Consider the following 24,210-nt stretch of genomic DNA (forward strand, 5'->3'; position numbering starts at 1 on the left):
GGCGGCGTGCGACCGCAAGCGCGACCTCACGCCTTGGGCAGCGCGACCCAGAAGGTGGCGCCCTCGCCCGGCGCCGAGATCACGCCGATCGAGCCGCCCTGCAACTCGACCAGGCGCTTGGCCAGAGCCAGGCCGACGCCATGCCCCTCGACCGTCGACCGCTCAAGGCCCAGGCGGTTGAAGGGTTCGAACAGCTGCGCCTGCTTTTGAAGCGACAGGCCGGGGCCGAAATCGCTGACTTCAATGCGGACGCAGTCGTCCTGACGCAGCGCACGCAGAACGACACGGCCGCCGGACCCGCCGTATTTCAGCGCATTACTGGTCAGGTTGGTGATGATCTGGGCCAGACGCTGGGAGTCCGCGACCGCGATCAAGCCGTCGCCCTCACAGACCACCTCGACGGCGACGCGGTCGGCGTCGGGCCACAACAGACAAGCGCGGCGCACGTCTTCCAGCAGGCCCGGAATGTCAGTCGGGCGCAGATCGACCCGGACCGCCCCGGATTCGGCGCGCGCCACATCCAGCAGATCGTGGGCCAGGGTTTCGACCTGCCGCGCGGTCTTGACCAGCATGTCGGACATCTCGGCCTGCTGGGCCGAGACCGGCCCGAGATGGCCCTGCCGCCACAGATCGCCAATGCCGATGATGCCGGCGACAGGGCTCTTGATCTCATGCGCCACGTTGGCGAGCAGGCGAGACTTGGCCTCCGAGGCCTTTTCCGCGCGTTCGCGACCAACGCGGGCACGCTCCGCCAGAAGATCGCGCTCTTCCAACAATGAGGCCACCAGCAGGACGGGCATATAGCCGATCAGCACCAGCATCTGGGCCATCAGAACCTGGTGGGTCAGGTCGCCCTTGCTGTAGGGACCATGCCCCATCATGGCGCTGCCGACCAACAGGATGCTCATCACGACCAGAGTGAAGGCCGCGCCGGCGACGCCGAGCCGGACCGCGATGCCGAGCAACAGCGGGAGCAGGACGAAGCCCATCGGCACGTCACCCGTGAATGCGACATAATAGAAGACGGGCACCAGGCCGATCAGAATGACGGCTTCCAACAGCTTCCTGGGCTTCAGCAGACGCGCGAACATCGCAGGCGTCAACGACATGCCCAGCGATCCCAGGACCGCGATGCCCAGGGTGTGGCCGAGCCACCAGGTCTGGAAACCCTGCCAGACGATGTCGCCCTGGCCCATCAGCGACAGGATCAGAACGCTGCACAGGGCGGCGGGGATCGGCGCCAGGACCGCCGCGAAGAACAGGAAGCTGACCGCGCCATTCAGGCTGGACAGGTTGAGCGTGGGCGAGAAGCGACGCGCCAGCATAACGGCCGCCACGATCTCGATCATATTGGCGATGGTGAAGGCGAGGGCCAGCGGCGGCTTGTTGCCGGCGATGATCTCGCCGATCAGGATGCTGACGGTCAGGACGCCGGCGAAGGTGAGGTCACTGGTGTGACCACGGCTGGTGCGCAGCCACACGGCGACCGCGACGCCGCTGGCGCCCCACAGGCCGGCGACCAGCCCGGCCGAACGGCCATAGGCCACAGCCACGGCGACCAGAATGGCGACCGCCACGCCCGTCAGCACCGGGATTAGCGGACTGGAACCGTTCGGACCGTCGACGCCGCCGGGGCTAGGCCGATGGCCAGCCGCCAGCACGCCCTTCACGGACGCGCTGTGGGGATCATCGACATTGAGCGCGCGGCTCAGGATCATGGACAGGTTCCGACCAATCAGAGGTCGGCATAGGATCAGCCGGTTCCTAATATCCCCTGAAGTCAGGGCCTCAATTTTTCATTGAAGCGCCTGACGGCCTCGGCCGGGCCGTCAGGATGGTTCCAGACCCCGCCGCTGACCGCCACGAAGTCGGCGCCGGCCTGGGCAAGCTCTGCGGCGTTGTCGACCGTGATCCCGCCGATGGCCACACAGGGTGTCTCGACCGTCTCTTGCCAAACCGTCAGGATGTCCAAGGGCGGACGATGCACCGTTTCCTTTGTCTCTGTGGGATAAAAGGCTCCGAAGGCGACGTAGTCGGCGCCGCCCTCTGCGGCATCCCAGGCCAGATCGCGGTCGTCGTGGCAGGTAACGCCGATCATGGCGTCCGGCCCCATGATACGCCGCGCCTCGGCCAGCGAGCCGTCTTCCTGACCGATGTGAACGCCGTCGCAGCCGGCAGCCCGCGCAAGATCCGGCCGGTCGTTCAGCAGAACCGCGACATCATGACGCCGCGCAATGGGAGCCAAGACGTCGACCGCCGTACGGATGGCGGCGTCGTCGGCGGGCTTCAGCCGGATCTGCAAGGCCGCGACGTCACCGGCGGCCAAGGCCTGATCGAGGGTTTGCGCAAAAGCGTTCAGGTCGGCGATTGCGGGCGGCGTGATCAGATACAGCCGGCAGGGCGGACGCTCGGGGACGGTGGGTGTTCGGGCCATGCGCGTCATTGCCCGCCCCCGCGACGATCCGTCAACGGCCCACCGCCGGCTGACCCATGCGAACGACTTGCAATCGCCTTAAGGACTGCTATAGCGAACCATTCTCAGTCAGTGAAACGTGTAGCGCCTCGTGTACGTCTGCAACTGTAACGGTCTTCGCCAGCGTGATGTCGCCCAGGCCATCGAGGCCGGCGCCTGCCGTCCGCGCGACATCTTCGCGCGCAACCAGTGCCAGGCCCAGTGCGCCAAATGCGTCTGCGAAATGCGTCAGATGATTCAGGAAAGCCGCGAAGCGTTCGCACTCGCAGCCGAATAGTTTGCTTCGCCTGCGGGCGACAGTCACTCGCACTCTCAATGCAGTGATAAAAACTCGCAAATAAACACGGTGCGTTTTACTGTGTTATGGCTGCGCTCGACAGACGGCGACAGCGCCGTGGCGAGACCAAGGACCATGGCCATGAAGGGCGACCCCGCAATCCTGCGCACACTGAACGCAGTGCTGACCAACGAGCTGACGGCCGTGAATCAGTATTTCCTGCATGCCCGCATGTTCGAAAGCTGGGGCCTCGCGCACCTGGGCAATGTGATCTACGAAGAATCGATCGGCGAGATGAAGCACGCCGACATGCTGATCAAACGCATCCTGTTCCTGGACGGCCTGCCCAATCTGCAGGACCTGCACAAGCTGAAGGTCGGTGAGGATCCGATCGAATGCCTGGGCGCCGATCTGCAACTGGAACTGGACAGCCGCGCCACGACCGCCGCCGCCGTGACCCAGTGCGAGGAAACCCGCGATTACGTCAGCCGTGACTTGCTGATGAAGATCCTGGCCGACACCGAAGAGCACATCGACTTCCTGGAAAATCAGCACAAGCTGATCGAGTTGATGGGCGCGCAGAACTATCTGCAATCGGCGATGAAAGAGATCATCACCGAAGGCGCGGCGACCGGCAACTAAGCTCTGCCTTCTGACGGAACTCCAATCCGCTCCGGCCATTAGCCTGTCAGGGCCAAGCTGGAGCGGACCATGACCGATATCGACGACGCCATCGACGACGTGCGCGACGCCGCCATGGACTTGCTGAACAGCGAGGGCCGCAGCGCCGGCCATGTGGTCGCCGGGATCGCCCTGACCGTCGGCTTCGCTCTGCTGGCGCATGGCATCGCCTCGGGCGCCCTGACGCCCAAGCGCAATCTGAAACAGGTCCGCAAGAAGGATCTCCCGATCACCGAGAAGCCGCGGGGCGCCTTCAGCCTGATCCTCCCCGCCGTGTTTTCCGCCACCACCCTGTCCGCGGTTCGGGTGTGGAATGCGCCGTCGCGGCCCGAACGGACCCGGGCCATGGGCCTGTGGCTGGCCGCCCAGACGGTGAACGCCGTCTGGCTGGGCCTGCGTCCGTCGTCGATGGCGCGTCAGGTGATCGCCGCCATGTCGTCGGCGGGTCTGGCCGCCGCCTTCGCCCACGAGGCGCGCAAGCTGGACGAAGGGGCCGGCAAGATGGCGGCGCCGCTCGGGTCGGGCGTGCGGTTCGGAAACTTCCTGCATCGCAAGGCCGATGACGCCTCGAGCGGGCGCACCCTGCATTAGGTTGCGTCGCCTTGCCCTTTATCGGGGCTTCCTCTAGGGATCGCGCCCTATTCGCCTCGCCCCGAACGGTGCGAGGGCGCAACTCCATTTCCGATGTGACCCCATGAAGATCAACGGCAACACCATCAAGCCCGGCATGGTCCTGCAGCACAATGGCGGCCTGTGGGTCGTCACCAAGGCCAGCCACGTCAAGCCCGGCAAGGGCGGCGCCTTCGCCAACGTCGAGGCCAAGAACCTGGAGACCGGCAACAAGCTGAACGAACGCTTCCGGTCGGAAGACAAGGTCGAGCGCGTGACGCTGGAACAGAAGGACTTCTCCTATCTGTTCGACAACGGCGACAGCCTGGTCTTCATGGACGACGCCACCTACGAGCAGATCGAACTGCAGAAGGACTGGGTCGGCGAAGAGCGCATCCCCTATCTGCAAGAAGGCATGAAGGTCGTCATCGAGATGCACGAAGAGCGTCCGATCGGCCTGGAACTGCCCGATCAGGTCGTGCTGGAAGTCGCCGAGACCGAGCCGACCGTTAAGGGCCAGACCGCCTCTTCGTCCTACAAGCCCGCGCTGGCGTCGAACGGCGTGCGCATCATGATCCCGCCCTATATGTCGGCCGGCGAGCGTATCGTCGTCGACACGACCAGCGGGGAATACGTCCGCCGCGCGGACTAACAGACCACCACGTTAAAGCGGCCCCTTTCGGGGCCGTTCCTTTCTGAACTTCTCCGACTGTCCGGCTGCGGCTTTGAAGGACTTTCGGACCAGGAGATTCCTCGATGGCCCTCGCCTCCGCCCTGCTCCAAGTCATGACCGATGCGGTGCGCAAGACCGCCCGCCCGATGCTGCGCGACTTCGGCGAAGTCTCCCAGCTTCAGGTGTCGAGAAAGGGCCCCGGCGACTTCGTCACGGCCGCCGACCTGAAGGCCGAAGACACGCTATACGAACTGCTGATGAAGGCCCGCCCCGGCTACGGCTTCCTGGGCGAGGAACGCGGCATGATCGAGGGGACGGACAAGTCCCACACCTGGATCGTCGATCCGATCGACGGCACCACCAACTTCATGCACGCCATGCCTCACTTCGCCATCACGGTGGGGCTGGAGCGCCGCGCGCCGGACGGGTCGAGCGAGATCGTCGCCGGCGTGACCTACAACCCCGTCATGAACGAGCTGTTCTGGGCCGAAAAGGGCAAGGGCTGCTATCTGAACGACCAGCGCATCCGCGTCGCCGGCCGTCGTGATCTGTCCGAAAGCCTGATCGCCACCGGCCTGCCCTTCATCGGCAAGTCGGGTCACGCCCAGGCGATCAAGGACCTGCACGCCGTGGGCCAGCGCGTTGCGGGCATCCGTCGCCTGGGTTCGGCCGCCCTGGACTTCGCCTGGGTCGCGGCCGGTCGCTACGACGCCTATTATGAGCGCAATCTGAAGCCCTGGGACGTGGCGGCGGGCATCCTGTTCGTCACCGAGGCCGGCGGCCGGGTCACGACCATCGAGAACAACGGCGACCCGAAGACGGGCAAGTCGATCCTGGCGTCGAACACCGAACTGCATCCGCACCTGCGCAAGGTTTTGCAGGGCTCCTGAGGCTCGCTTCTGTCTCTTCCCCGCTTGCGGGGAAGTGGCGCGGCGCTTCTTCAGCGCCGTGACGAAGGGGCTCTTGCCTGATCGCCAGCGGCCGGTGGGGCGTCAAGAACCCCTCCACCGCTTCGCGGTCCCCCTCCCCACACGTGGGGCGGAGACGGTCATCGGCCTGTCGCACCCCTGCCCTATCCAAGGCGGATGATCCGTTTCATCCTGTGCGGCCTCGTCCTTCTGACCGGAACGCCAGCCTTGGCTCAGCCCCTGATCATCGCCCACCGCGGCGCGTCTGGCGAACGGCCCGAGCACACGCGTGCGGCCTATGAGCTGGCGATCGAACAGGGCGCGGACGTGATCGAGCCAGATCTGGTGCTGACCAGCGACGGCGTCTTCGTCGATCGGCATGAGAACGAGATCGGCGGCACGACCGACGTGGGCGACCGGCCCGAGTTCGCGGGCCGTCGGACGACCAAAACCATCGACGGGGTCGAGACCACCGGCTGGTTCACCGAAGACTTCACCCTGGCCGAGTTGAAGACCCTGAGGGCCAGGGAGCGATTGCCCGGCTTTCGACCGGGCAGCGCCGCCTATGACGGACAGGAGCCGATCCTGACCTTCGACGAGGTCGTCGTCATCGCGCGCGAGGCCTCGGCGCGGACCGGGCGGACGATCGCCGTGGCGCCGGAGCTGAAACACCCGACCTATTTCGCCGCGATCGGTTTGCCAATGGAGGACGGGTTCGTCGCTGAACTGGAGCGGCTGGGCCTGACGGGCGCCAACGCCCCGATCATCATCCAGTGTTTCGAGGTCGGGCCGCTGGAGCGGTTGGCGACGCGGATCGATGCGCCGCTTGCTCAACTCGTATCGGCCAAGGGCGGACCGGCGGACCGGGCGGACGTGACCTATGCGCAGATGATCACGCCCGAGGGGCTAAGGGCCATCGCCGCCTACGCCGCCTGGGTCGCGCCGGAGATGACCCTGGTCCTGCCGCGCGACGCCGAAGGTCGCACGGCCGCGCCGAGCTCCCTGGTCGCCGACGCCCATGCGGCGGGCCTCGAGGTCGTGGTCTGGACGCTGCGGGCCGAGAACGCCTTCCTGCCGGTCGAGCGACGCAGAGGCGACGACCCGGCCGGGCACGGCGACATGACCGGCTATGCCGCAGCCTTCGCCGCAGCCGGGGTCGATGCGCTGTTCAGCGATTTCCCAGCGCTGGCGCGGCCCCCGGCGCCCTAGTTGCGGAACTGAAGCTCGGCGAGGCGGGCGTACAGGCCGCCTTGGGCGACGAGTTGCTCGTGGGTGCCCTCTTCGACCACGCGGCCGTCGTCCATGACGACGATGCGGTCGGCGCGCAGGACGGTGGCGAGGCGGTGGGCGATGACCAGGGTGGTCCGCTCCTCCATCGCCTGATCGAGGGCGACCTGGACCAGGCGTTCGCTCTCGGCGTCCAGCGCGCTGGTGGCCTCGTCCAACAGCAGGATGGGGGCGTCGCGGACCAGGGCGCGGGCGATGGCCAGGCGCTGGCGCTGGCCGCCCGACAGGCTCTTGCCGCGCTCGCCGAGCGGGGTATCGAACCCTTCCGGCAGGGCGTCGATGAAGCCGAGCGCCTGGGCCTTTTCGGCGACGGCGCGGGCCTCTTCCAGGGTGGTGTTCTCGCGGCCGAAGCGGATGTTTTCCAAGGCCGAGCCCGAGAACAGCGGCGTTTCCTGCGACACCCAGGCGAAGCGGTCGCGCACGGCGACCGGATCGGCCTGGCGCACATCGACGCCGTCGACCGAGACCATGCCGGTCTGCGGATCATAGAAGCGCAGCAGCAGACGGAAGACCGTGGACTTGCCGGCGCCGGACGGGCCGACCAGGGCGACAGTCTCGCCGGGGCGCACGGTCAGGCTGAAGCCCTTCAGGGCCGGCAGATCCGGGCGGCCCGGATAGGCGAAACCGACGGCCGACATCGACACCTCGCCGCGCGGGGGCGTCGGCAGGGCGGTGGCCTGAGGCGGCGGGGCGATGCCGGCGACGGCGCGCATCAGCTCCTCGATCCGCTCCATGGCGCCGGCGGCCTTTTGCACGTCGCCCCAGCTTTCGCCGAGCGCGCCCACGGCGCCCGCCGCGAAGACGGACAGTAGAACGAACTGAAGCAGGGCGCCGGGCGTCATGGCGCCCTTCACCACGTCCTGGGCGCCCAGCCACAGCACCAGAGTGACGCCGCCGAACATGACGACGATGATCAGGGCCGTCATCCAGGCGCGGGCCTGCATCCGGGTCAGCGAGGCGTTGAAGGCGTCCTCGACCGCCGCGCCGAAGCGGGTGATGGCGCTCTGTTCGCGGCCGAAGGCCTGGACCGTCTCGATGGCGTCCACGCTTTCGCCGGCGAAGCCGACGGCGTTGGCGAAGCGGTCCTGAGACGCGACGGTCAGTTTGCGCACCTTGCGGCCGAAGATGAAGATCGGCCCAAGGAGGAAAGGCACGATCAGCAGGACGAAGCCGGTCAATTTGGGACTGACGAAGAACAGCAGGGCCACGCCGCCGATCAGGGTCAAGAAGTTGCGCAGCGCATAGGAGATGGACGTCGTCATCAACGTCTCGACCAGGGCGATGTCCGTGGTCAGGCGCGACAGCACCTCGCCGGTGCGCATATGGGCGTAGAAGGACGGGTCCAGCGTCAGGATGCGGCCGAACAGACCCTTTCGCACATCGGCGATGACGCGCTCGCCCGTTCGGGTGACGAAATAGTAGCGGGCGGCGGTCGCCAGCCCCAGGAACAGGGCGTTGGCGCCCAGCAGCAGGAACCAGATGTTCAGATTGGCGCCGCCGGCCTCGAACCCATGGTCGATGGCCCCGCGCGCCAGGGCGGTCAGGCCCAGCGAAGCGGCGGTGGACAACAGCAGCCAGAAGACCGCCATCAGGGCATGACCCTTGTGGCGCATGGCGAAGGGAATCAGTCGCGCCAACGGGCGGATGTCGCGACGCTTGGCGCGCTTGGCGCCCGCTTCGGACATCTGATCGGCCAGAAGGGCGCCGGCGCTGGGCCGGCCCTCCAGCGACGCCATGCCCGAGGCGCGGTTGGCGGAAGAGGCGGAGGCGGCGGCTTGATCGGTCATTTCGCCCGCCTCTTGCCCCGGAACGCCCCCCGGTGTAAACGCCGCCCCTCATTCCCGCCGGCTTTCTGGCGGGTTTCTCATTTCACGCGCACGGACGGTCGGCATCGTCACCGCGCAGAGACCGGACGACGACCATGAAGGCGGATACCCATCCCGACTACCACTTCATCACCGTGGTGATGACCGACGGCAGCACCTACCAGACCCGTTCGACCTACGGGAAGGAAGGCGACAAGCTGGCCCTCGACATCGACCCGACGACGCACCCGGCCTGGACGGGCGGCAACGCCCAGCTGATGGACCGCGGCGGTCGCGTCTCGCGCTTCAACAACAAGTTCGCCGGCTTCATCAAGAAGTAAGCGCGTCCTGGCTGCGACATCTCGCAGCAATCAGAACACCAAGAGCGTCGGTCGCAAGGCCGGCGCTTTTTGTTTGGTCGGAACACCGATAATGTGGAGGCGTTCGGGTACCAGGGGCGTCGGCCACGCTGGCCGAAGCGATCGAAGAAGCGGAAGACGATGAATAGACGGCAACTGGGTCTGGGCGTCGCGACGGCGGCCATGACCCTTGGCTCGGCGGCGCGCGCGCAGCAGGTGTTCGTGCAGCGCGGACCGGAGGCGACGGCCTTCTACAACAGCTTCAACGACCAGATTTCGCGTCTGCCCGAGACGCAGCAGGCGGATGTGCGCGCCTTCTATGAAATGAACGGCTGGCGGCCGGTGTGGAATGCCGACCGGGTGCGCGCCCTGAATACCGTCGCGGCCGGCGCCAATCGCCATGGTCTGGCGGGCTCCGACTATTTCGACTTCGTGGGACTGGCGGCCGATCCGGCGAGCGCGGACCTGCGGACCACGGCGGCGGCGCTGGCCTACGCGCGCGTCCTGGCCGAGGGCAAGGTGCGGCCCGAGACCGTCGAAGATTTGTGGGAAATGCAGAAGAACCGCGTGGACCTGCCGCGCGGTCTCAGCGACGCCTTGACCCGCAATGTGCTGGGCCAATGGTACGACGGCCTGGCGCCCACCGACATCGGCTATCAGAATCTGTCGGCCGGCTATGTCCGCTATCGCCGTCTGGCGGCGCAGGGCGGCTGGCCCCGCTTCACCCAGGGCGCGACCATCGAGCCGGGCAACAGCGATCGTCGCATCCCCGCCCTGATCGACCGCCTGACGGCCGAGGGCGACCTGTCGGCCGCAGACGGCGCACGGCTGAAGTCGCAGGGCCTGGTTTACAACGCCGAACTGCAACGTGCGGTGCAGAGCTTCCAGAACCGGCATGGCCTGGGCGCCGACGGGCGGATCGGCGCGGGCACCCAGCGCTCGCTGGGCGCCTCGGCAGAGGATCGTGCGCGTCAGATCGCGCTGAACCTGGAGCGCCGTCGCTGGCTGAAGCGCGAGGTCGCGCCCGAGCGGATCGAGGTCAACACCGCCGCCGCCATCATGGTCTATTGGAAGGACGGCAAGCCGGTTCACTCCAACCGCGTCGTCGTCGGCTCGGCCGAGAACCAGACGCCAAGCCTGGAAAAGCCGTTCGCCTCGGTCGTGGCCAATCCGCCCTGGTATGTGCCGGCCGGCATCGCGCGCCGCGAAATCCTGCCCAAGGGGCCGGGCTATCTGGCCGCCAACGACATGTATGTGAAGGACGGCATGGTCATCCAGCGCGCCGGTCCGCGTTCGGCCCTGGGCTATGTGAAGTTCGAACTGCGCGACAGCTACGCCATCTTCCTGCACGACACGCCGTCGAAAGCCGCCTTCAACCTGTCCACGCGTCAGCGCAGCCACGGCTGCGTGCGGGTGCAGAATGCGGTGGAGTTCGCGCGCCTGCTGCTGTCGCCCGATCCGACCAAGCTGGCCCAGTTCGACACGGCGCAGGACACGCGCGAGACGACGCGCGTGACCACCGGACGCGAGATCTCGGTGCGGCTGCTGTACTGGACCGCCTTCGTGGACGGTCAGGGCCGGGTGGCGTTCCGCGAGGACGTCTATGGCCGCGACGACAAGCTGGCGCAGGCGCTGGGCATCGGCGTCAATCTGCCCAAGCCCATCGACGACGGCCGGGCGGACGCCAACGACGTCGGGCCGTAAAGGGGGCGATCAGCCCCTGAAGGCCGCCTCGAGCATGCCCATCTGGCTGAGCACCGGGTTTTCCGGGGCTTGTTCCTGATCGTCTGAATACATGCGGCGATCCAGATACAGGGTGCGGTCAAACAGCTTTTCCGACCGCACGAGGTATTCGACCAGGGCGATCGGCAGTTCGGCGTGGCTCGGCTCGGCGTCGATGCGGCGCTCATTCAGGCGATAGCGCGGCTCGCAGGCGGTTTCCGGCGACATGTCGTCTTCGCGCACGGCGCGCTGGACCAGAAGCCAGGAGGCGATCTGCATCAGGCGGGTGGTCAGCTTCATGCTCTCGGCCGCATAGGCCAGGGCGGCGGCGCGCGACAGCATCTTGGAATCGCGACGGCCCTCGCCGTCCAGATAGGCGGCGGTTTCCTCGACCAGTTCCATGCCTTCGCGGAAGGTGCGATCGAACAGCTCGGACCGGGCGAAATCGCGAACGGTGCGGCTGCGGTCAGCGGGGGACGGAGCGGAGGTCATTTGAGCATTGATCATCAGAGAAGGTCGGGTCCGTCCTGCAATCGGCGCCTGGCGGGGCCGTTCGCACGAAAGATGCAACGCTCATGCCATGCCAGCGGATCATTCGCGATCACGAACCGAAGTTGAACAGGGCGTCGGCGGCGTTTTTCTTGGAGCGTTTGGTCTCGATCGCGGCGCGCGAGCGAACGATCTCAGCCTCAAGCGCGGCGATCCGCTCCTGCAAATCCTCGACGGCGTAAACATCCAGGTCTTCGCGTGACAGGGCCCGCAGCGGTTCGCCGCGTTGCGGGCGGGGTTCAAGATCTTCGAACATCGTCGCCTTCCTTTCGCGCTGTCATGGCCAAGGCGGTCCACGGTCCCTATCTGAACGCCCGGATACGGACGAATGCAAGGCGAGTGCGATGCGCGTGATCGAAATCGAAGGCGGTTCCGGACCGGCCGAAGCTCTGAAGATCGCCGAACGACCCGATCCCGTGACGGGGCCAAGTCACGTGCTGATCCGAGTGCGGGCGGCGGGCGTGAACCGGCCGGACCTGCTGCAACGCACCGGCGCCTATCCCCCTCCTCCCGGCGCGTCGGACGTTCTGGGGCTTGAGATCGCCGGCGAGATCGAGGCCGTCGGAGAGGGTGTGACGCGCTGGACGGTCGGCGACCGGGTCTGCGCCCTGCTGGGCGGCGGCGGCTATGCGGAGTTGGCCGTGGTGGATGCGCGTCATGTCCTGCCGATCCCCGAGGGTCTGGATTTCGTGCAGGCGGCCGTGCTGCCGGAAACCGTCTTCACCGTCTTCGCCAATGTGTTCGAGGGCGGCGCATTGAAGGCCGGCGAGACGTTGCTGATCCACGGAGCGACCAGCGGCATCGGCGTGACGGCCATCCAGATGGCCAAGGCCGCCGGCGCCCGGGTGATCGCCACCTCACGCGGGGCGGACAAGGCCGCAGCCGCCAAGGCGCTGGGCGCGGACATCAGCCTGGACGCCAGGAGCGATGATCTGGAGGCGCAAGTCCGCGAGGCGGGCGGCGCGGACGTGGTTCTGGACATGGTGGGGCGCGATTACGCCGCCCTGAACCTGAACAGTCTGAATGCGGGCGGGCGCTGGGTGGTCATCGCCTCCCTGACCGGCCCCAAGGTCGAGATGGATTTGCAGCGGATCATGCTGAAGCGATTGACCCTGACCGGATCGACGCTGCGCAGCCGCCCGGCGGACGAAAAGGCGCGTCTGACCGCGGCTGTCGAGGCGACCGCCTGGCCGTGGGTGGCATCCGGCAAGGTCAAACCGCCGGTTCAGGCGGTCTTCGCGTTGGAGCAGGCGGCCGATGCGCACGCCGAACTGGAAGCCGGCGGGCACATCGGCAAGATCGTACTGAGCGTCTAGTAGCGACCGCCGCGCACGGGGCGCAGCGACGAGATGTTGTCGTTGAAGCCGCCGTTCAGGAAGCGGACGTCGCCTTCGACGATGCGGCAGCGGCCCCGGAACTCGGCGTCGGTGCAGACTTCCCAGCGGCCTTCGACGCGCATCGAACTGATGCGATCGTTGAACGGGGTGCGGCCCAGGTTGCGGTCCTCGCTGGTGAACTCACGCGAGGCGCCGCGGAAGTTGGCGTTCTCATAGACGGTGATCGAGGACCGACCCCAGCCACCGCCATTGCCGCCGCCCCAGCCCGGCCCACCATTGCCAGGACCCCAGCCGCCGCCGGGACGGCCGGGCTGGCTGTCTTCATAGTCGCCACGGAACCGCCCGCAGACCAGCAGGCCGTTGTCGTTGTTGATCTCCTCGCCGCCGCAGCGGTTTAGCTCGATCGACGTGCCGCGCATCCGGCCGCGGGTATCGCGGCAATCGGCATAGAGACGACCGCGATTCACATAGGCTTCGGAACACGACTGTGTGTAGCCGCCGCGCGGGGCGACGCGTTGCTGCGCATAGTCCTGGCCCGAGGCCATCGCTGCGGCCAGAGCCGCGCCAAGCAGAATGGACATGGTGGTTCTCCTCTCCCGAAGCTGAAAAGCTTCATTACCGCGAAGGTTGCGTCAGGGCGGATGAACCGTTGCTGTATGGGATTGTCGCTCAGCGTTTTCTTTTGTGTCGAATAGGCCTATATCGGCATCATACGCGCCCGGTCGAAAGGCCGGGCGCCGTCGTATCCAACGCCAGCCGAAGCCTCATTCGGCGGCTCAACAACACCGGGACGAACGCCCCATGAGCGACATTCTGATGCCCAAGGCCACTGCGGTCTGGCTGGTCGACAACACCTCTCTCAGCTTCGAGCAGATCGCCGACTTCTGCGGCCTGCACCCGCTGGAAGTTCGCGGCATCGCCGACGGCGACGTGGCGCGCGACATCCGTGGCGTGGATCCCGTGACCGGCGGCCAGCTGACGCGCGAAGAACTGGACAAGGCCCAGGGCGACGAGAACTATCGCATGAAGGCGATCGTCAGCCGCCACGCCGAGCTGCTGAAGTCGGCCAAGCCGGCGCCGAAATACACGCCCGTGTCGCGTCGCCAGGATCGCCCAGACGCGATCGCCTGGTTCGTGCGCAACCACCCCGAGGTGACCGACGCCCAGATCGCCAAGATGCTGGGCACGACCAAGTCCACCATCGAGAGCGTGCGCAACCGCACCCACTGGAACAGCGCCAACATCAAGCCGGTCGACCCGGTGACCCTCGGCCTGGTCGGCCAACTGGCGCTGGACGAGATCGTCAAGAAGGCCGCCGACAAGAAGGCCAAGGACGACCTGAAGAACGGCGGCGGCACGATCCAGCCCGTCGAACAGGTCGAGGCCGAGCCCGAGTTCGTGCCGGAAGCCCGCCAACGTCCCGGCGCCGAGCCGACGGCGGAATCGGTGTTCGGCACCAAGGACTGATCCGCCTTCGCGCAACGAAAACGGCCCCGGAGAGCGATCTCCGGGGCCGTCGTCGTTTTCAGGGAGGCAGGCGCTAGGTCGCGCGGGCCTCCAGACTGGTGATTTCTTCCTTCAGCCGAAGCTTCTTCTGCTTCAGCGCCCTGACCTGCAACGGATCCGTGGACGGGCGGGTAAGTTCCTTCTGGATGGTCTCATCCAGGGTGCGATGACGATTACCCAGTTCGCGAATACGAGCCTCGATGGTCATGGCTTGCGCCTCCTTTGGTTAGGGACCAGTAGAGTGAGCGCCCGGTTTGGCGCGCTGTGTAATCACTTTCCAGTGACAGCCCGTCGCCCCGGACCCGAAGAAGGCTGACCCCTAAAATGGACGATGATGTGAACGGAGCCATACGGAACCCGCCCGCCAGACTGGTGGTCGGAATTTCAGGGGCTTCCGGCGCCGTCTATGGCGCCCGGGTGCTGGATGCGCTGAACGATCTAGGCGTCGAAAGCCATCTGGTCGTGACCAAGGCGGCCCTGCTCACATTGTCGCAGGAGACCGACCTGTCGCCCGACGAACTGACGGCCAAGGCGTCGGTGGTTCACAAGCTAGGCGACGTGGGGGCGATGATCGCCTCCGGCTCGTTCCGCACCCTGGGCATGATCGTGGCGCCCTGCTCGATCAAGACGATGAGCGAGATCGCGACGGGCGTGACCTCGACCCTGCTGACGCGGGCGGCGGACGTGACGTTGAAGGAGCGTCGACCGCTGGTGCTGATGGTGCGCGAAACGCCGTTCCACCTGGGCCACCTGCGCACCATGACCGCCTTGGCCGAAATGGGCGCGATCATCGCCCCGCCCCTGCCCGCGCTTTATGCCCGGCCGAGCTCGATCATGGAGATGGTCGATCAGTCGGTGGGGCGGACGCTGGACCTGTTCGGCCTGGATTGGGGCGCGGTGCGGCGCTGGGAAGGCCTGAAGTCATGAGGCTGTGGGACTGGGCTGTCGCCGCCTATGGCGCGCCGGGCGTTGGAGAGGCGTGTCTGGCGCTGCAGGACAGCCACGACCAGAACGTGCCCTTGCTGCTGTGGTCCGCCTGGGTCGCGGCGACGGGCCGAAAACCCGACGAAGAGACGATCGAGGCGGCCTGCGACACCGCCCGGGCCTGGGACAGCGTCGTGGTCGCCCCGCTGCGTTCGGTGCGGCGGATACTAAAGGCGCCGGTGCCCGATATCGACGACGGCCCGCGTGAAAGCATGCGCAACCAAATCAAGGCGCTGGAGCTGGAGGCGGAGCGACATTTGCTGGACGCGCTGGAGGCGCTGGCGCCCGAACCCAGCGGGCCGGCCCGTCCGATCATCGACGGCCTGGCGGCCACCGCCCGGATGTGGGCGGACGTCACCCCGCGTCCTGCCCTGATCCGGCTCGCAGACGCCCTTCCGACCTGAGATCAGCGTGGCTATAAGCGACCTGAGACGAGCGGCGTGGAGATGACACGATGAACGACGACACGCCTACGATCACCGAAGAAATGGCCGAGCTTCAGGCGCGGGTGAACCATCTGCGCCAGGAACACGCCGACCTGGACGCCTCTATCGAAGCCCTGGGTCAGGCCGCCATTCCCGACCAGCTGATGATCGCCCGGCTGAAGCGCAAGAAGCTGGCGCTAAAGGATGAGATCGTGAAGCTGGAAGACCGCATCCTTCCCGATATCATCGCCTGATCTGGCCGGGCGGAGGGCGGGTTCCGCCCTGCGACCATCCGCCGCCCCGCCCTAGCCCCAAAGTCGCCAAAGCCCGCAGGCATAAGCCGCCCTCCCACGGAACGCCGTGCGCTGTCGGGGCGCCGCTTCCTTCATTCCAGAGCGTAGAGACGCTGGAGAGGCCGCCGAATGCGACGCCTGCTGTCCAACGCGCCGATGGCGCGGTGCAAGACCCTGTTGATCCACTCCGGCCAGACGGCCGCTTTCGCCGCCGTGGCCGTTTTCGCCGCCGCCGCCGCGCCAAATGCCGCGCGCGAGGCCGCCTTGCCGCCGCCGACCCAGATCGCCGCGCCGGTGTCGCCGCCCCTGAAGGCCGAGGTCGAGAAGGCGGGGCCGATCACGCGCCAGATCGCCTTCACCGCCCCGGTGCGCGGCTATGCGATCAACTCGCCGTTCGGCCTTCGCAAACTGGCTATCGAAGCCAAGGCGCGTGCGCACAAGGGTGTAGACATCGCCGCGCCGAAGGGCACAACCGTCTTCACCGCCGCCGAGGGCGAAGTCATTCGCACGGGGTATGACCCCGAGGGCTATGGCAACTTCATCGAGGTGCGCCACCCCAACGGCATGAGCACCCTGTACGGCCACCTCAGCCGGATCGATGTCGCGAACGGCGATGCGGTCGCGCCCGGTCAGCGCATCGGTCTGGTCGGCTCCACGGGCTATTCCACCGGCCCGCACCTGCATTTCGAGGTCCGTCGCGGCGGCGCGCAGGTCAATCCGACCAAGGTGGTCGATCGCCATTTCGAAGTGACGGTCAAGGCCAAGGCCTGACGCGCATTACGTTGCGACGGGCGCGGCAAACGTCCTAGTGTCCCCTCTCGTTCAGGGAGGGATGAATATGAACAAGATCGTCGCCGCCGTCGTCGCGGGCCTTTTGGCCGCCACGCCCATCGCTGCCTTTGCGCAGGATTATGGGCGCTACAGCGACGCCGCCGCACAGACCGAGCTGTCGCGCCTGGCGGATGTGCAGATGGCGGTCATGGTGCCGATGCGCGACGGCGTGGGGCTGGCCACCAATGTCTATCGCCCCAAGAACGCGTCCGGCCCCTTGCCGACGGTGTTCGTGCGAACGCCCTATAACGAGTTGGCCTACAACGCCCGCACCACGCGCTCTGCCCTGAGCTGGGTCAGCAAAGGCTATGCCTTCGTCATCCAAAACGAGCGGGGACGGTATTTCTCGGGCGGCGACTATCAGATCCTGGGCTATCCCCAGACCGACGGCTATGACGCCCTGACGTGGATTGCGGCCCAGCCCTGGTCGAACGGCAAGGTCGGCACTCTGGGCTGTTCGTCCTCCGCCGAATGGCAGCTGGCCCTGGCGGCCCAGAACCACCCGGCCCACGCCGCCATGGTGCCCCAGGCCTCGGGCGCCGGCATCGGCAAGGTCGGACGGTTCCAAGAACAGGGCAACTGGTACACAGGGGGCGTGCCGCGCAACCTGTTCTTCGTGTGGCTGTACGGCGTGGACAATCCGCAGCGCGCCCAGATTCCGATGGATATCGATCAGGAAACCCGCGCCCGCATCGTCCGCTACAACGACCTGGACGCCAAGAAGCCGGATGTGAACTGGCCCAGCCAGATCCGGCATCTGCCGGTCAACGAGATGCTGAAGGACCTGGGTGAGCCGGCCGGCACGTTCGAGGAACTGATCGCGCGCACCCCGTCCGATCCGGCCTGGCGTCAGGGCGGCCTGTATCACGACGACATGGGCTGGGGCGTGCCGTCCCTGTGGTTCAACAGCTGGTACGACGTCTCGATCGGGCCGAACATGGAGCTGTTTAACCACGCCCGGTCCACGACACAGGATCGCGAGGCGGCCGAGAACCAGTATGTCGTGGTCGGCCCCAACAACCATTGCGCCTTCGGGGGCCTGGGGCCGAACTACAAGTCGGGCGACCGGCCGCTGGGCGACGCCACCTTCGACAGCGACGCCCTGGTGCACGCCTGGTTTGATCGCTGGCTGAAGGGCGAGCGCCGCGCCTTCCCCGAGAGCACGCCGCACGTGCAGTATTTCAACATGGGCGAAAACGCCTGGCGCACGGCCGCGCAGTGGCCGCCGGCCGGGGTCAAGACGGTGCGGATGTATCTGCGCTCGGGCGGCGGGGCCAACAGTCTGAACGGCGACGGCCTGCTGAGCCTTCAGGCGCCGCCCGCCGGCGAGCCGGCAGACCGCTATCGCTATGATCCCATGAACCCGGTCCAGACCATCGGCGGCGGCGATTGCTGCAACGGCGGCCTGGTCACGGCCGGGGCGTTCGATCAGCGACCGATCGAGGCGCGCAACGATGTACTGGTCTATACGTCGGAAGCGCTGACCGAGCCGATGCAGGTCACCGGCTTCATCGATGCGGTGCTGAAGGTGTCGTCCTCTGCGCCCGACACCGATTTTGCGGTCAAGCTGGTGGACGTGGCGCCGGACGGCACGGCCTATATCCTGGGCGACACCATCATGCGGGCGCGCTATCGCAACGGCTATGACCGCCCCGCGCCCCTGACGCCGGGCCAGGTGGCGACCGTCCAGCCCACGCCGCTGACCATCAGCAACACCTTCCAGCCCGGTCACCGCATCCGGGTCGAAGTCACCAGCTCCAACTTCCCCAAGTTCGTGCGCAACCTGAACACGGGCGGACCGAACGAGACCGAGAGCCAGGGCGTGGTCGCCGACAACGCCGTCCATCACGCGGGCGACGACGCCTCCTACATCGACCTGCCTGTGGTGAAATAGGCGCCCCTGCGCCGAAGTCGCTGGCGTCCCCTGTCGTCGGATTCTAGTCTGACGACAGGGATTTGGGAGGCGACATGGCGGCGTTGACGCTGGATGGGGTGAACAAGCGATACGGCGATTTCCACGCCGTGCGCGATCTGAGTTTTCAGGTCGAGAAGGGGTCGATCTGCGGCTTTCTGGGGCCGAACGGGGCGGGGAAGACCTCGACCCTGCGGATGATTCTGGGGTTGCAGCCGGCGACGTCGGGGCGGATCGAGATCCTGGGCGCCGACGACGGGCGCAAGGTGCGCGACCGGATCGGTTTCCTGCCCGAGGAACGCGGCCTCTATAAAAAGATGACGCCGGTCGAGGCCATCGCCTTCTTCGGGGCGCTGAAAGGCCTGCCGGTCGCCGAGGGCCGCAAGCGCGCCAAGACCCTGCTGGAGCAGCAGGGGCTCGGCGAAGCGCAGAAAAAGAAGATGAAGGAGCTGTCCAAGGGGATGGCGCAGAAGGTGCAGCTGATCGCCTCGGTCGTGCACCAGCCCGAGTTCGTCATTCTGGACGAGCCGTTCTCTGGTCTGGACCCGATGAACCAGCAGGGTCTGGAGGCGATGATTCGCGGACTGGCCGCGAACGGCGCCACGGTGCTGTTCTCCACCCACGTGATGCAGCATGCCGAGCGGCTGTGCGACAAGGTCGTGCTGCTGGCGCGCGGCAAGAAGGCGTTCGAGGGGACGGTGGATCAGGCCAAGGCCACGTCGCCGCGTTTCCTGGATCTGGATGGGGCGATCAGCGCGGACGCCGCCGCCGCCCTGCCCGGCGTGGCGGGCGTCGAGACCCTGTCCGACGTGGATGGCGTGCGTCGCCTGAAGATCGCCCTGGCGCCCGGCGCCGGGGGCCAGGACACCTTGAAGACGGCCTTCCTGAACGGGCTGGACGTGCGCGGCTTCGCGCTGAAGGAGCCGACGCTGCACGACGCCTTCATCGGCCTGACCGGGGACCATCCCGACCAACCCGTCGCATCCGTGGAGGCTGTCCGATGAACCGCACCCTGCTGATCGCGCGACGCGAATATGTCGCCTACGCCAAGACCGTCGGCTTCTGGCTGTCGCTTCTGGCCTTTCCGCTGTTCGCCGTGCTGGGCGGCGGCATTCCGGCGCTGATCAAGGCGTCCGAGCCGATCAAGTCGGTGGCGGTGATCGAGGAAGGCCCCAATGCGACGGGTCTGGCCGCCGCTGTGCGCGCCTCGCTGCAAGCCGATGTGGATCGTCAGAACGAGCGCCTGCGCGAAGCCGCCGAAAAGGGACAGGCGGGCGCCGGGCGCGCCGTCGCCTCCATCACCGGCCCCAAGATCCGTCTGGTCGATGTACCGCCCGCCATCGCCGACGCCGTCGGCCCGGCGCGTGACGAGGCGATCCGCAAGGCGCTGGACAAGCAGACCTCGAAGGCCAGACGCCTCGACGCCGTGGTGTTCTTGAGCCGCACGGACGGCAAGCCCGCCGCCCAGGTCTGGACCGCGCGCGCCACCGACAACGACGTCTCAGGCTTCGTCCGCAACGCCCTGCGCGATGCGCGACGCACCGAGCTTTTGACCGCCGCCGGGGTCGCCCCGGCCGTGGCGCAGGAGGTTCAGACCTTCCGGCCCGAGGTGAAGTCCTTCTCGCCCAGCGCGGCCAGCGGGGGCGAGGTGTCGATGCGTGACCGGATCCCGTCCTTCATCGGCCTGGGCGTCGGATTCCTGTTGTGGTCGCTGGTCATCACAGGGGCCTCCATCCTGCTGAACAGCGTGATGGAGGAGAAGTCGAACAAGATCCTGGAGGTGCTGCTGTCCTCGGCCTCGGCGACCGAAATCCTGACGGGCAAGGTGCTGGGCGTGGCGCTGCTGACCCTGACGGTCATGGGCGTCTGGGGTGGGATCGGCGCCTTCACCCTTATCTCGGCCTCGCCCGAGACGGCGGCGACGGTCGGACAGGTGCTGCTGCACGACGGCCTGATCTTCTATTTCTTCGCCTATATGGTCGGCGGATACCTGATGTATGCGGTGCTGTTCGCGGCCATCGGCGCCTTCTGCGAGACGCCGCGCGACGCCCAGACCCTGATGGGGCCGATCATGATGATCCTGGTCGTGCCGATCCTGGTGATGCAGATGGCCCTGACCAGTCCGGATGCGCCGGTGGTCAAGGTGTTGTCCTGGGTCCCCTTCTTCACCCCCTTCCTGATGAGTGCGCGCGCGCCCAGCGACCCGCCGCTGGTGGAGGTGATCCTGACGCTGATCGGCATGTTCGCGACCGCCGCCTTCATGGTGTGGATCGCCGGGCGGGCCTTCCGCGCCGGCGCGCTTTCGGACGTGAAGCTGAGCTGGAAGAGCTTTGGCCGGGCGATCACCGGGCGGGCGTAGGCGGCATGGTTATCTCCTCCCCGTCGCGTCGCGATGGGGAGGTGGCGCGGCGGTTCTTCGGTGGGACTTCAAGAGTCCTCAACCACGCTCCGCAGAAACGAAACGCAAAGAAAAAGGCCGCTTCCTTCGGGAAGCGGCCTTAAATCTTTCGGCTTTCGCCGGGGTCTTAACGACCGCCGGGAACGCGCGGCTTCGGCGCGGGCAGCAGGCCCTCGCGCTGCATGCGCTTGCGCGCCAGCTTGCGGGCGCGACGGATGGCTTCAGCCTTCTGACGAGCGCGCTTTTCCGAGGGCTTCTCGAAGTGCACGTGGCGCTTCATTTCACGGAAGCTGCCCTCGCGCTGCATCTTCTTCTTCAGGGCTTTCAGCGCTTGGTCGACGTTGTTGTCGCGAACGAAAATCTGAACCAGGTTAAACTCTCCTTTGGCCGCCCGCCGCGTCCTGTGAGGGAGACGGGCGAACAAAATAAAATCGTCTTCCGACAGCCGGGCTCTCGGATGAAGGCGCGCTGATACACGAGCCGCCCCCTTCTGTCCAGATCGTCGCGACCATTCTTCAAGGCTCGAAACGCCATGACGACCGGCGTATGATCGCCCTTATGACCGAGACGACAGACTGGGCCGACCGGACCGAACAGACCGTGCTGGACGCCGCCATCGCCCGCGCGCCCGCCTTGGGCTGGAACGCGCGTCTGGTGCGCGAAGCCTGTGAGGCGTGCGGCCTGTCGCAGGGCGACGAGGAACTGCTGCTGCCCAACGGCGCGCGAGATCTGGCGGCCCTGCTGTCGCGCCGCCACGATGCGCGAGCGCTGGCGGCTCTGGGTGAGATCGACGCCAAGTCGCTGAAGATCCGCGAGCGAATCGCCCGCGCCGTGTCCGAGCGGATGGAGGCGGGCGCCGCCGATCTGGAGGCCACGCGTCGCTGCGCCGCCTTCCTCGCCCTCCCCGTCAACGCCGACCTGGGGCTGAAACTGGCCTGGGAGAGCGCGGATCATCTGTGGCGCTGGGCTGGGGACGAGGCGACCGACTGGAATCACTATTCGAAGCGGACGATCCTGTCGGGCATCCTGATTCCCGCCCTGACCCTGCGCTGGTTCGACGGACGCGAAGCGGCGGAAGCCTTCGTCGCCCGCCGGATCGAAAACGTCATGGCCTTCGAGAAGTGGAAGGCGGGCAAGGACTTCGACGCGCCGTTCCGAAAGGTCAGCGATGCGCTGAGCCGCATGCGGTATGGGGCGAGGGTGTAAAGCGAACGCGTCAAGGTTGCTGAAAAGCGCAGCCCATGCGACCCCTTCACTCCAACGGGGAGTGTAGGATGCAAAAGACTATCGTCTTAAGTGGCTTAGGCGTTTTGGCCGGATCTGCGCTTTTGGGCGCACTCTCTTACCCAGAGCCGCCGTCACAAGTGAAACCGAAGGTCTGCTGGGTTGAGAGCAAACCGATTCCCAACGGCCTGCTCAATGTCGTGCGATGTGACGCGACTAAGGTCGACTGATCAGACCACGCCCAACACCCGGTTCACATGCGCCATCTTGCGGCCGGGGCGGGCCTCGGCCTTGCCGTAGAGGTGAAGGCGTTCGTCGGACTTGGCCGACAGCTTGCGCCAGTCCTCGACCTCGTCGCCCAGCAGGTTTGTCATTTCGATGCGGGCGTGGGCCGTCGTGGGGCCGAGCGGCCAGCCGGCGACGGCGCGGATATGCTGTTCGAACTGGTCGCAGACGCAGCCGTCCTGGGTCCAGTGGCCGGTATTGTGAACGCGCGGGGCGATCTCATTGACCAGAAGCACGTCATCTCCGAGGTCGAACAGTTCGACGCCCAGAACGCCGACGTAGTCCAGCCCGTCCAGGATCGCCTCGGCGATGGCGCGGGCGCGAACCTGCGTCTTCTCATCCACGGCGGCGGGGGCCAGGGTGGTGCGCAGGACGCCGCCTTCGTGCCGGTTTTCGCCCAGCGGATAGACCGCCATATGGCCGTCCCAGTCGCGGGCGGCGATGACCGACAGTTCGCGTACGAAGGTCGCCTTGGCCTCCAGGATGGCCGGGCGGCCGCCCAGGCTTTCCAGGGCGGCGGGCGCGTCCTCGATAGCGTGGATCCAGACCTGGCCCTTGCCATCATAGCCTTCGCGGCGGGTCTTCAAGAGGGCGGGCAGGCCCAGTTCGGTCAGGCCGACGACCAGATCGTCCAGCGTGTCGACAACGGCGAAGGCGACCGTCGGGGCGCCGACGGCGTTCAGGAAGGTCTTTTCGTCCACCCGGTCCTGCGACACGCGAAGCGCCGTCGGTCCCGGCGCGACGAGGGCGCCGGCCTCGGCCAGACGCTCGATGGATTCGGCCGGCACGTTCTCGAACTCGAAGGTGACGACATCGGCGGCGCGGCCCAGCGCCGACAGGGCCTTGGGGTCGTCATAGGCGGCGACGATCTGGCGCGCCGAGACCCGGCCGGCCGGGCTGTCGGCCTCGGGGTCCAGGATCACGACATCGAAGCCCAGACGCGAGGCGGCCTGGCTCAGCATCCGGCCCAGTTGGCCTCCGCCGATGATGCCGAGGGTCGAACCGGGGGGAAGCGGAAGATCAGGCACTCAGTCCTCGACGGTTTCTGCGACGGATTCGGTCTGGGCGGCGCGGAAGGCGGCCAGGCGTCCGGCCAGTTCTTCGTTCGACAGGGCCAGGATCTGGGCGGCCAGGATGCCGGCGTTGGCGGCGCCTGCCTCGCCGATGGCCAGGGTGGCGACCGGAACGCCGGCCGGCATCTGCACGATCGACAGCAGGCTATCCATGCCCTTCAGCGCCTTGGACTGGACCGGCACGCCCAGCACCGGCAGTTCGGTCATAGAGGCGGCCATGCCGGGCAGATGGGCGGCGCCCCCGGCCCCGGCGATGATGACCTTGTATCCGGCGGCCTTGGCGCCCGTGGCGAACTCGACCAGGCGTTGGGGCGTGCGGTGGGCGCTGACGACCTTGGCGTCCCAGGCGACGCCCAGTTGATCCAGGCGATCGGCGGCCAGCTTCATGGTCGGCCAGTCGGACCGGCTGCCCATGATGATCGCCACCGGGGTTTGGGAAGTCGCCATGTCTGCAAGGCCCCTCGCGGAAAGGCGCCGGTTACAGCACGCGGGTGACGCCCGCAACCGCAACACCGTGATTTCAGCCGGGTCGGCCCGGAATGTCGGCCTTCAATGTCGGCGGATCACGCTCTACCATCGTTCGACCGCGCGACGCAGAC

28 protein-coding genes are annotated in these 24,210 nt (G+C 66.9%); 18 read left to right on the plus strand and 10 right to left on the minus strand.

Features of this window, described 5'->3' with window-relative positions; translation table 11 throughout:
• Nucleotides 1-26: 26 nt before the first annotated feature.
• Nucleotides 27-1,718 carry a HAMP domain-containing sensor histidine kinase gene (locus VH88_RS04965; RefSeq protein WP_045810267.1) on the minus strand — a complete coding sequence of 564 codons (1,692 nt, stop codon included), beginning with the start codon at nucleotides 1,716-1,718 and terminating at the stop codon, nucleotides 27-29.
• A gap of 62 nt (nucleotides 1,719-1,780) precedes the next feature.
• A complete protein-coding gene (gene thiE / locus VH88_RS04970) occupies nucleotides 1,781-2,434 on the minus strand; it encodes a thiamine phosphate synthase (protein WP_045810500.1) in 654 nt (217 codons plus the stop codon).
• 130 nt (nucleotides 2,435-2,564) lie between these two features.
• Between thiE and VH88_RS04975 the strand changes: the two genes are divergently transcribed.
• The 6 genes from VH88_RS04975 (at nucleotide 2,565) to VH88_RS05000 (ending at nucleotide 6,830) form a co-directional block, all read left to right on the plus strand.
• Nucleotides 2,565-2,750 carry a bacterioferritin-associated ferredoxin gene (locus VH88_RS04975; RefSeq protein ID WP_017504559.1) on the plus strand — a complete coding sequence of 62 codons (186 nt, stop codon included), beginning with the start codon at nucleotides 2,565-2,567 and terminating at the stop codon, nucleotides 2,748-2,750.
• Between the two features lie 141 nt (nucleotides 2,751-2,891).
• Nucleotides 2,892-3,392, plus strand: coding sequence for a bacterioferritin (bfr, locus tag VH88_RS04980; protein ID WP_045810501.1), 501 nt, complete (start codon nucleotides 2,892-2,894; stop codon nucleotides 3,390-3,392).
• Nucleotides 3,393-3,461: 69 nt separating this feature from the next.
• Nucleotides 3,462-4,022, plus strand: a complete 561-nt coding sequence (locus VH88_RS04985) for a tryptophan-rich sensory protein (RefSeq protein WP_045810268.1) — start codon at nucleotides 3,462-3,464, stop codon at nucleotides 4,020-4,022.
• 103 nt (nucleotides 4,023-4,125) lie between these two features.
• A complete protein-coding gene (gene efp / locus VH88_RS04990) occupies nucleotides 4,126-4,692 on the plus strand; it encodes an elongation factor P (RefSeq protein WP_017504556.1) in 567 nt (188 codons plus the stop codon).
• A 104-nt stretch (nucleotides 4,693-4,796) separates the two neighbouring features.
• The gene (locus tag VH88_RS04995; RefSeq protein WP_045810269.1) at nucleotides 4,797-5,603 is read left to right on the plus strand and encodes an inositol monophosphatase family protein; all 807 of its coding nucleotides are present in this window, start codon (nucleotides 4,797-4,799) and stop codon (nucleotides 5,601-5,603) included.
• A 195-nt stretch (nucleotides 5,604-5,798) separates the two neighbouring features.
• Nucleotides 5,799-6,830: a glycerophosphodiester phosphodiesterase gene (locus VH88_RS05000; protein ID WP_045810270.1), complete on the plus strand. Its 1,032-nt coding sequence runs from the start codon at nucleotides 5,799-5,801 to the stop codon at nucleotides 6,828-6,830.
• Here VH88_RS05000 and VH88_RS05005 read toward each other — a convergent pair.
• Nucleotides 6,827-8,695 carry an ABC transporter transmembrane domain-containing protein gene (locus VH88_RS05005; protein WP_045810271.1) on the minus strand — a complete coding sequence of 623 codons (1,869 nt, stop codon included), beginning with the start codon at nucleotides 8,693-8,695 and terminating at the stop codon, nucleotides 6,827-6,829. The genes VH88_RS05000 and VH88_RS05005 overlap by 4 nt on opposite strands.
• A gap of 134 nt (nucleotides 8,696-8,829) precedes the next feature.
• Between VH88_RS05005 and rpmE the strand changes: the two genes are divergently transcribed.
• Both rpmE and VH88_RS05015 read left to right on the plus strand, forming a co-directional pair.
• The gene (gene rpmE, locus VH88_RS05010) at nucleotides 8,830-9,054 is read left to right on the plus strand and encodes a 50S ribosomal protein L31 (RefSeq protein WP_039245294.1); all 225 of its coding nucleotides are present in this window, start codon (nucleotides 8,830-8,832) and stop codon (nucleotides 9,052-9,054) included.
• Between the two features lie 159 nt (nucleotides 9,055-9,213).
• Nucleotides 9,214-10,776 (plus strand): murein L,D-transpeptidase, encoded by a 1,563-nt coding sequence (locus tag VH88_RS05015; RefSeq protein ID WP_045810272.1) that lies wholly within the window; start codon nucleotides 9,214-9,216, stop codon nucleotides 10,774-10,776.
• A 9-nt stretch (nucleotides 10,777-10,785) separates the two neighbouring features.
• On the opposite strand, the gene VH88_RS05020 is transcribed toward VH88_RS05015, so the two are convergent.
• Nucleotides 10,786-11,286, minus strand: a complete 501-nt coding sequence (locus VH88_RS05020) for a DUF1465 family protein (protein WP_045810273.1) — start codon at nucleotides 11,284-11,286, stop codon at nucleotides 10,786-10,788.
• Nucleotides 11,287-11,395: 109 nt separating this feature from the next.
• Nucleotides 11,396-11,599, minus strand: a complete 204-nt coding sequence (locus tag VH88_RS05025; protein ID WP_039245297.1) for a DUF1192 domain-containing protein — start codon at nucleotides 11,597-11,599, stop codon at nucleotides 11,396-11,398.
• Nucleotides 11,600-11,687: 88 nt separating this feature from the next.
• On the opposite strand from VH88_RS05025, the gene VH88_RS05030 reads away from it, so the two are divergent.
• The gene (locus VH88_RS05030; protein WP_045810274.1) at nucleotides 11,688-12,659 is read left to right on the plus strand and encodes an NAD(P)H-quinone oxidoreductase; all 972 of its coding nucleotides are present in this window, start codon (nucleotides 11,688-11,690) and stop codon (nucleotides 12,657-12,659) included.
• On the opposite strand, the gene VH88_RS05035 is transcribed toward VH88_RS05030, so the two are convergent.
• A complete protein-coding gene (locus VH88_RS05035) occupies nucleotides 12,656-13,261 on the minus strand; it encodes a beta/gamma crystallin-related protein (protein ID WP_045810275.1) in 606 nt (201 codons plus the stop codon). The genes VH88_RS05030 and VH88_RS05035 overlap by 4 nt on opposite strands.
• Before the next feature lie 220 nt (nucleotides 13,262-13,481).
• Here VH88_RS05035 and VH88_RS05040 point away from each other — a divergent pair, with 220 nt between their 5' ends.
• Nucleotides 13,482-14,147, plus strand: coding sequence for a DUF1013 domain-containing protein (locus VH88_RS05040; protein ID WP_039245300.1), 666 nt, complete (start codon nucleotides 13,482-13,484; stop codon nucleotides 14,145-14,147).
• Nucleotides 14,148-14,220: 73 nt separating this feature from the next.
• Here VH88_RS05040 and VH88_RS05045 read toward each other — a convergent pair whose 3' ends face one another.
• Nucleotides 14,221-14,394: a YdcH family protein gene (locus VH88_RS05045; RefSeq protein ID WP_017505994.1), complete on the minus strand. Its 174-nt coding sequence runs from the start codon at nucleotides 14,392-14,394 to the stop codon at nucleotides 14,221-14,223.
• 116 nt (nucleotides 14,395-14,510) lie between these two features.
• Between VH88_RS05045 and VH88_RS05050 the strand changes: the two genes are divergently transcribed.
• From VH88_RS05050 to VH88_RS05080, 7 genes are all read left to right on the plus strand, one after another.
• Nucleotides 14,511-15,113 (plus strand): UbiX family flavin prenyltransferase, encoded by a 603-nt coding sequence (locus tag VH88_RS05050; RefSeq protein WP_045810276.1) that lies wholly within the window; start codon nucleotides 14,511-14,513, stop codon nucleotides 15,111-15,113.
• Nucleotides 15,110-15,574, plus strand: coding sequence for a TIGR02444 family protein (locus VH88_RS05055; protein WP_045810277.1), 465 nt, complete (start codon nucleotides 15,110-15,112; stop codon nucleotides 15,572-15,574). The genes VH88_RS05050 and VH88_RS05055 overlap by 4 nt, the downstream gene beginning before the upstream one ends.
• Nucleotides 15,575-15,624: 50 nt before the next feature.
• Nucleotides 15,625-15,849, plus strand: a complete 225-nt coding sequence (locus tag VH88_RS05060; RefSeq protein WP_045810278.1) for a YdcH family protein — start codon at nucleotides 15,625-15,627, stop codon at nucleotides 15,847-15,849.
• 168 nt (nucleotides 15,850-16,017) lie between these two features.
• Entirely contained in the window at nucleotides 16,018-16,659 is a 642-nt protein-coding gene (locus VH88_RS05065; protein WP_045810279.1) for a M23 family metallopeptidase, read from the plus strand.
• Between the two features lie 67 nt (nucleotides 16,660-16,726).
• Nucleotides 16,727-18,613 carry a CocE/NonD family hydrolase gene (locus VH88_RS05070; protein ID WP_231576581.1) on the plus strand — a complete coding sequence of 629 codons (1,887 nt, stop codon included), beginning with the start codon at nucleotides 16,727-16,729 and terminating at the stop codon, nucleotides 18,611-18,613.
• Nucleotides 18,614-18,687: 74 nt separating this feature from the next.
• Entirely contained in the window at nucleotides 18,688-19,635 is a 948-nt protein-coding gene (locus VH88_RS05075) for an ABC transporter ATP-binding protein (protein WP_017505988.1), read from the plus strand.
• Nucleotides 19,632-20,990 (plus strand): ABC transporter permease, encoded by a 1,359-nt coding sequence (locus tag VH88_RS05080; protein WP_045810281.1) that lies wholly within the window; start codon nucleotides 19,632-19,634, stop codon nucleotides 20,988-20,990. The genes VH88_RS05075 and VH88_RS05080 overlap by 4 nt, the downstream gene beginning before the upstream one ends.
• Nucleotides 20,991-21,156: 166 nt before the next feature.
• On the opposite strand, the gene rpsU is transcribed toward VH88_RS05080, so the two are convergent.
• Nucleotides 21,157-21,399, minus strand: a complete 243-nt coding sequence (gene rpsU, locus VH88_RS05085) for a 30S ribosomal protein S21 (protein ID WP_026108547.1) — start codon at nucleotides 21,397-21,399, stop codon at nucleotides 21,157-21,159.
• A 188-nt stretch (nucleotides 21,400-21,587) separates the two neighbouring features.
• Between rpsU and VH88_RS05090 the strand changes: the two genes are divergently transcribed.
• Nucleotides 21,588-22,235: a COQ9 family protein gene (locus VH88_RS05090; RefSeq protein WP_045810502.1), complete on the plus strand. Its 648-nt coding sequence runs from the start codon at nucleotides 21,588-21,590 to the stop codon at nucleotides 22,233-22,235.
• Nucleotides 22,236-22,483: 248 nt separating this feature from the next.
• Here VH88_RS05090 and VH88_RS05095 read toward each other — a convergent pair whose 3' ends face one another.
• Both VH88_RS05095 and purE read right to left on the minus strand, forming a co-directional pair.
• Nucleotides 22,484-23,566, minus strand: coding sequence for a 5-(carboxyamino)imidazole ribonucleotide synthase (locus VH88_RS05095; protein WP_045810282.1), 1,083 nt, complete (start codon nucleotides 23,564-23,566; stop codon nucleotides 22,484-22,486).
• Nucleotides 23,567-24,058, minus strand: a complete 492-nt coding sequence (gene purE, locus VH88_RS05100; protein WP_045810283.1) for a 5-(carboxyamino)imidazole ribonucleotide mutase — start codon at nucleotides 24,056-24,058, stop codon at nucleotides 23,567-23,569.
• Nucleotides 24,059-24,210 lie beyond the last annotated feature (152 nt).

It is taken from the genome of Brevundimonas sp. KM4, assembly GCF_000964075.1.
GTDB classification, from domain to species: domain Bacteria; phylum Pseudomonadota; class Alphaproteobacteria; order Caulobacterales; family Caulobacteraceae; genus Brevundimonas; species Brevundimonas huaxiensis.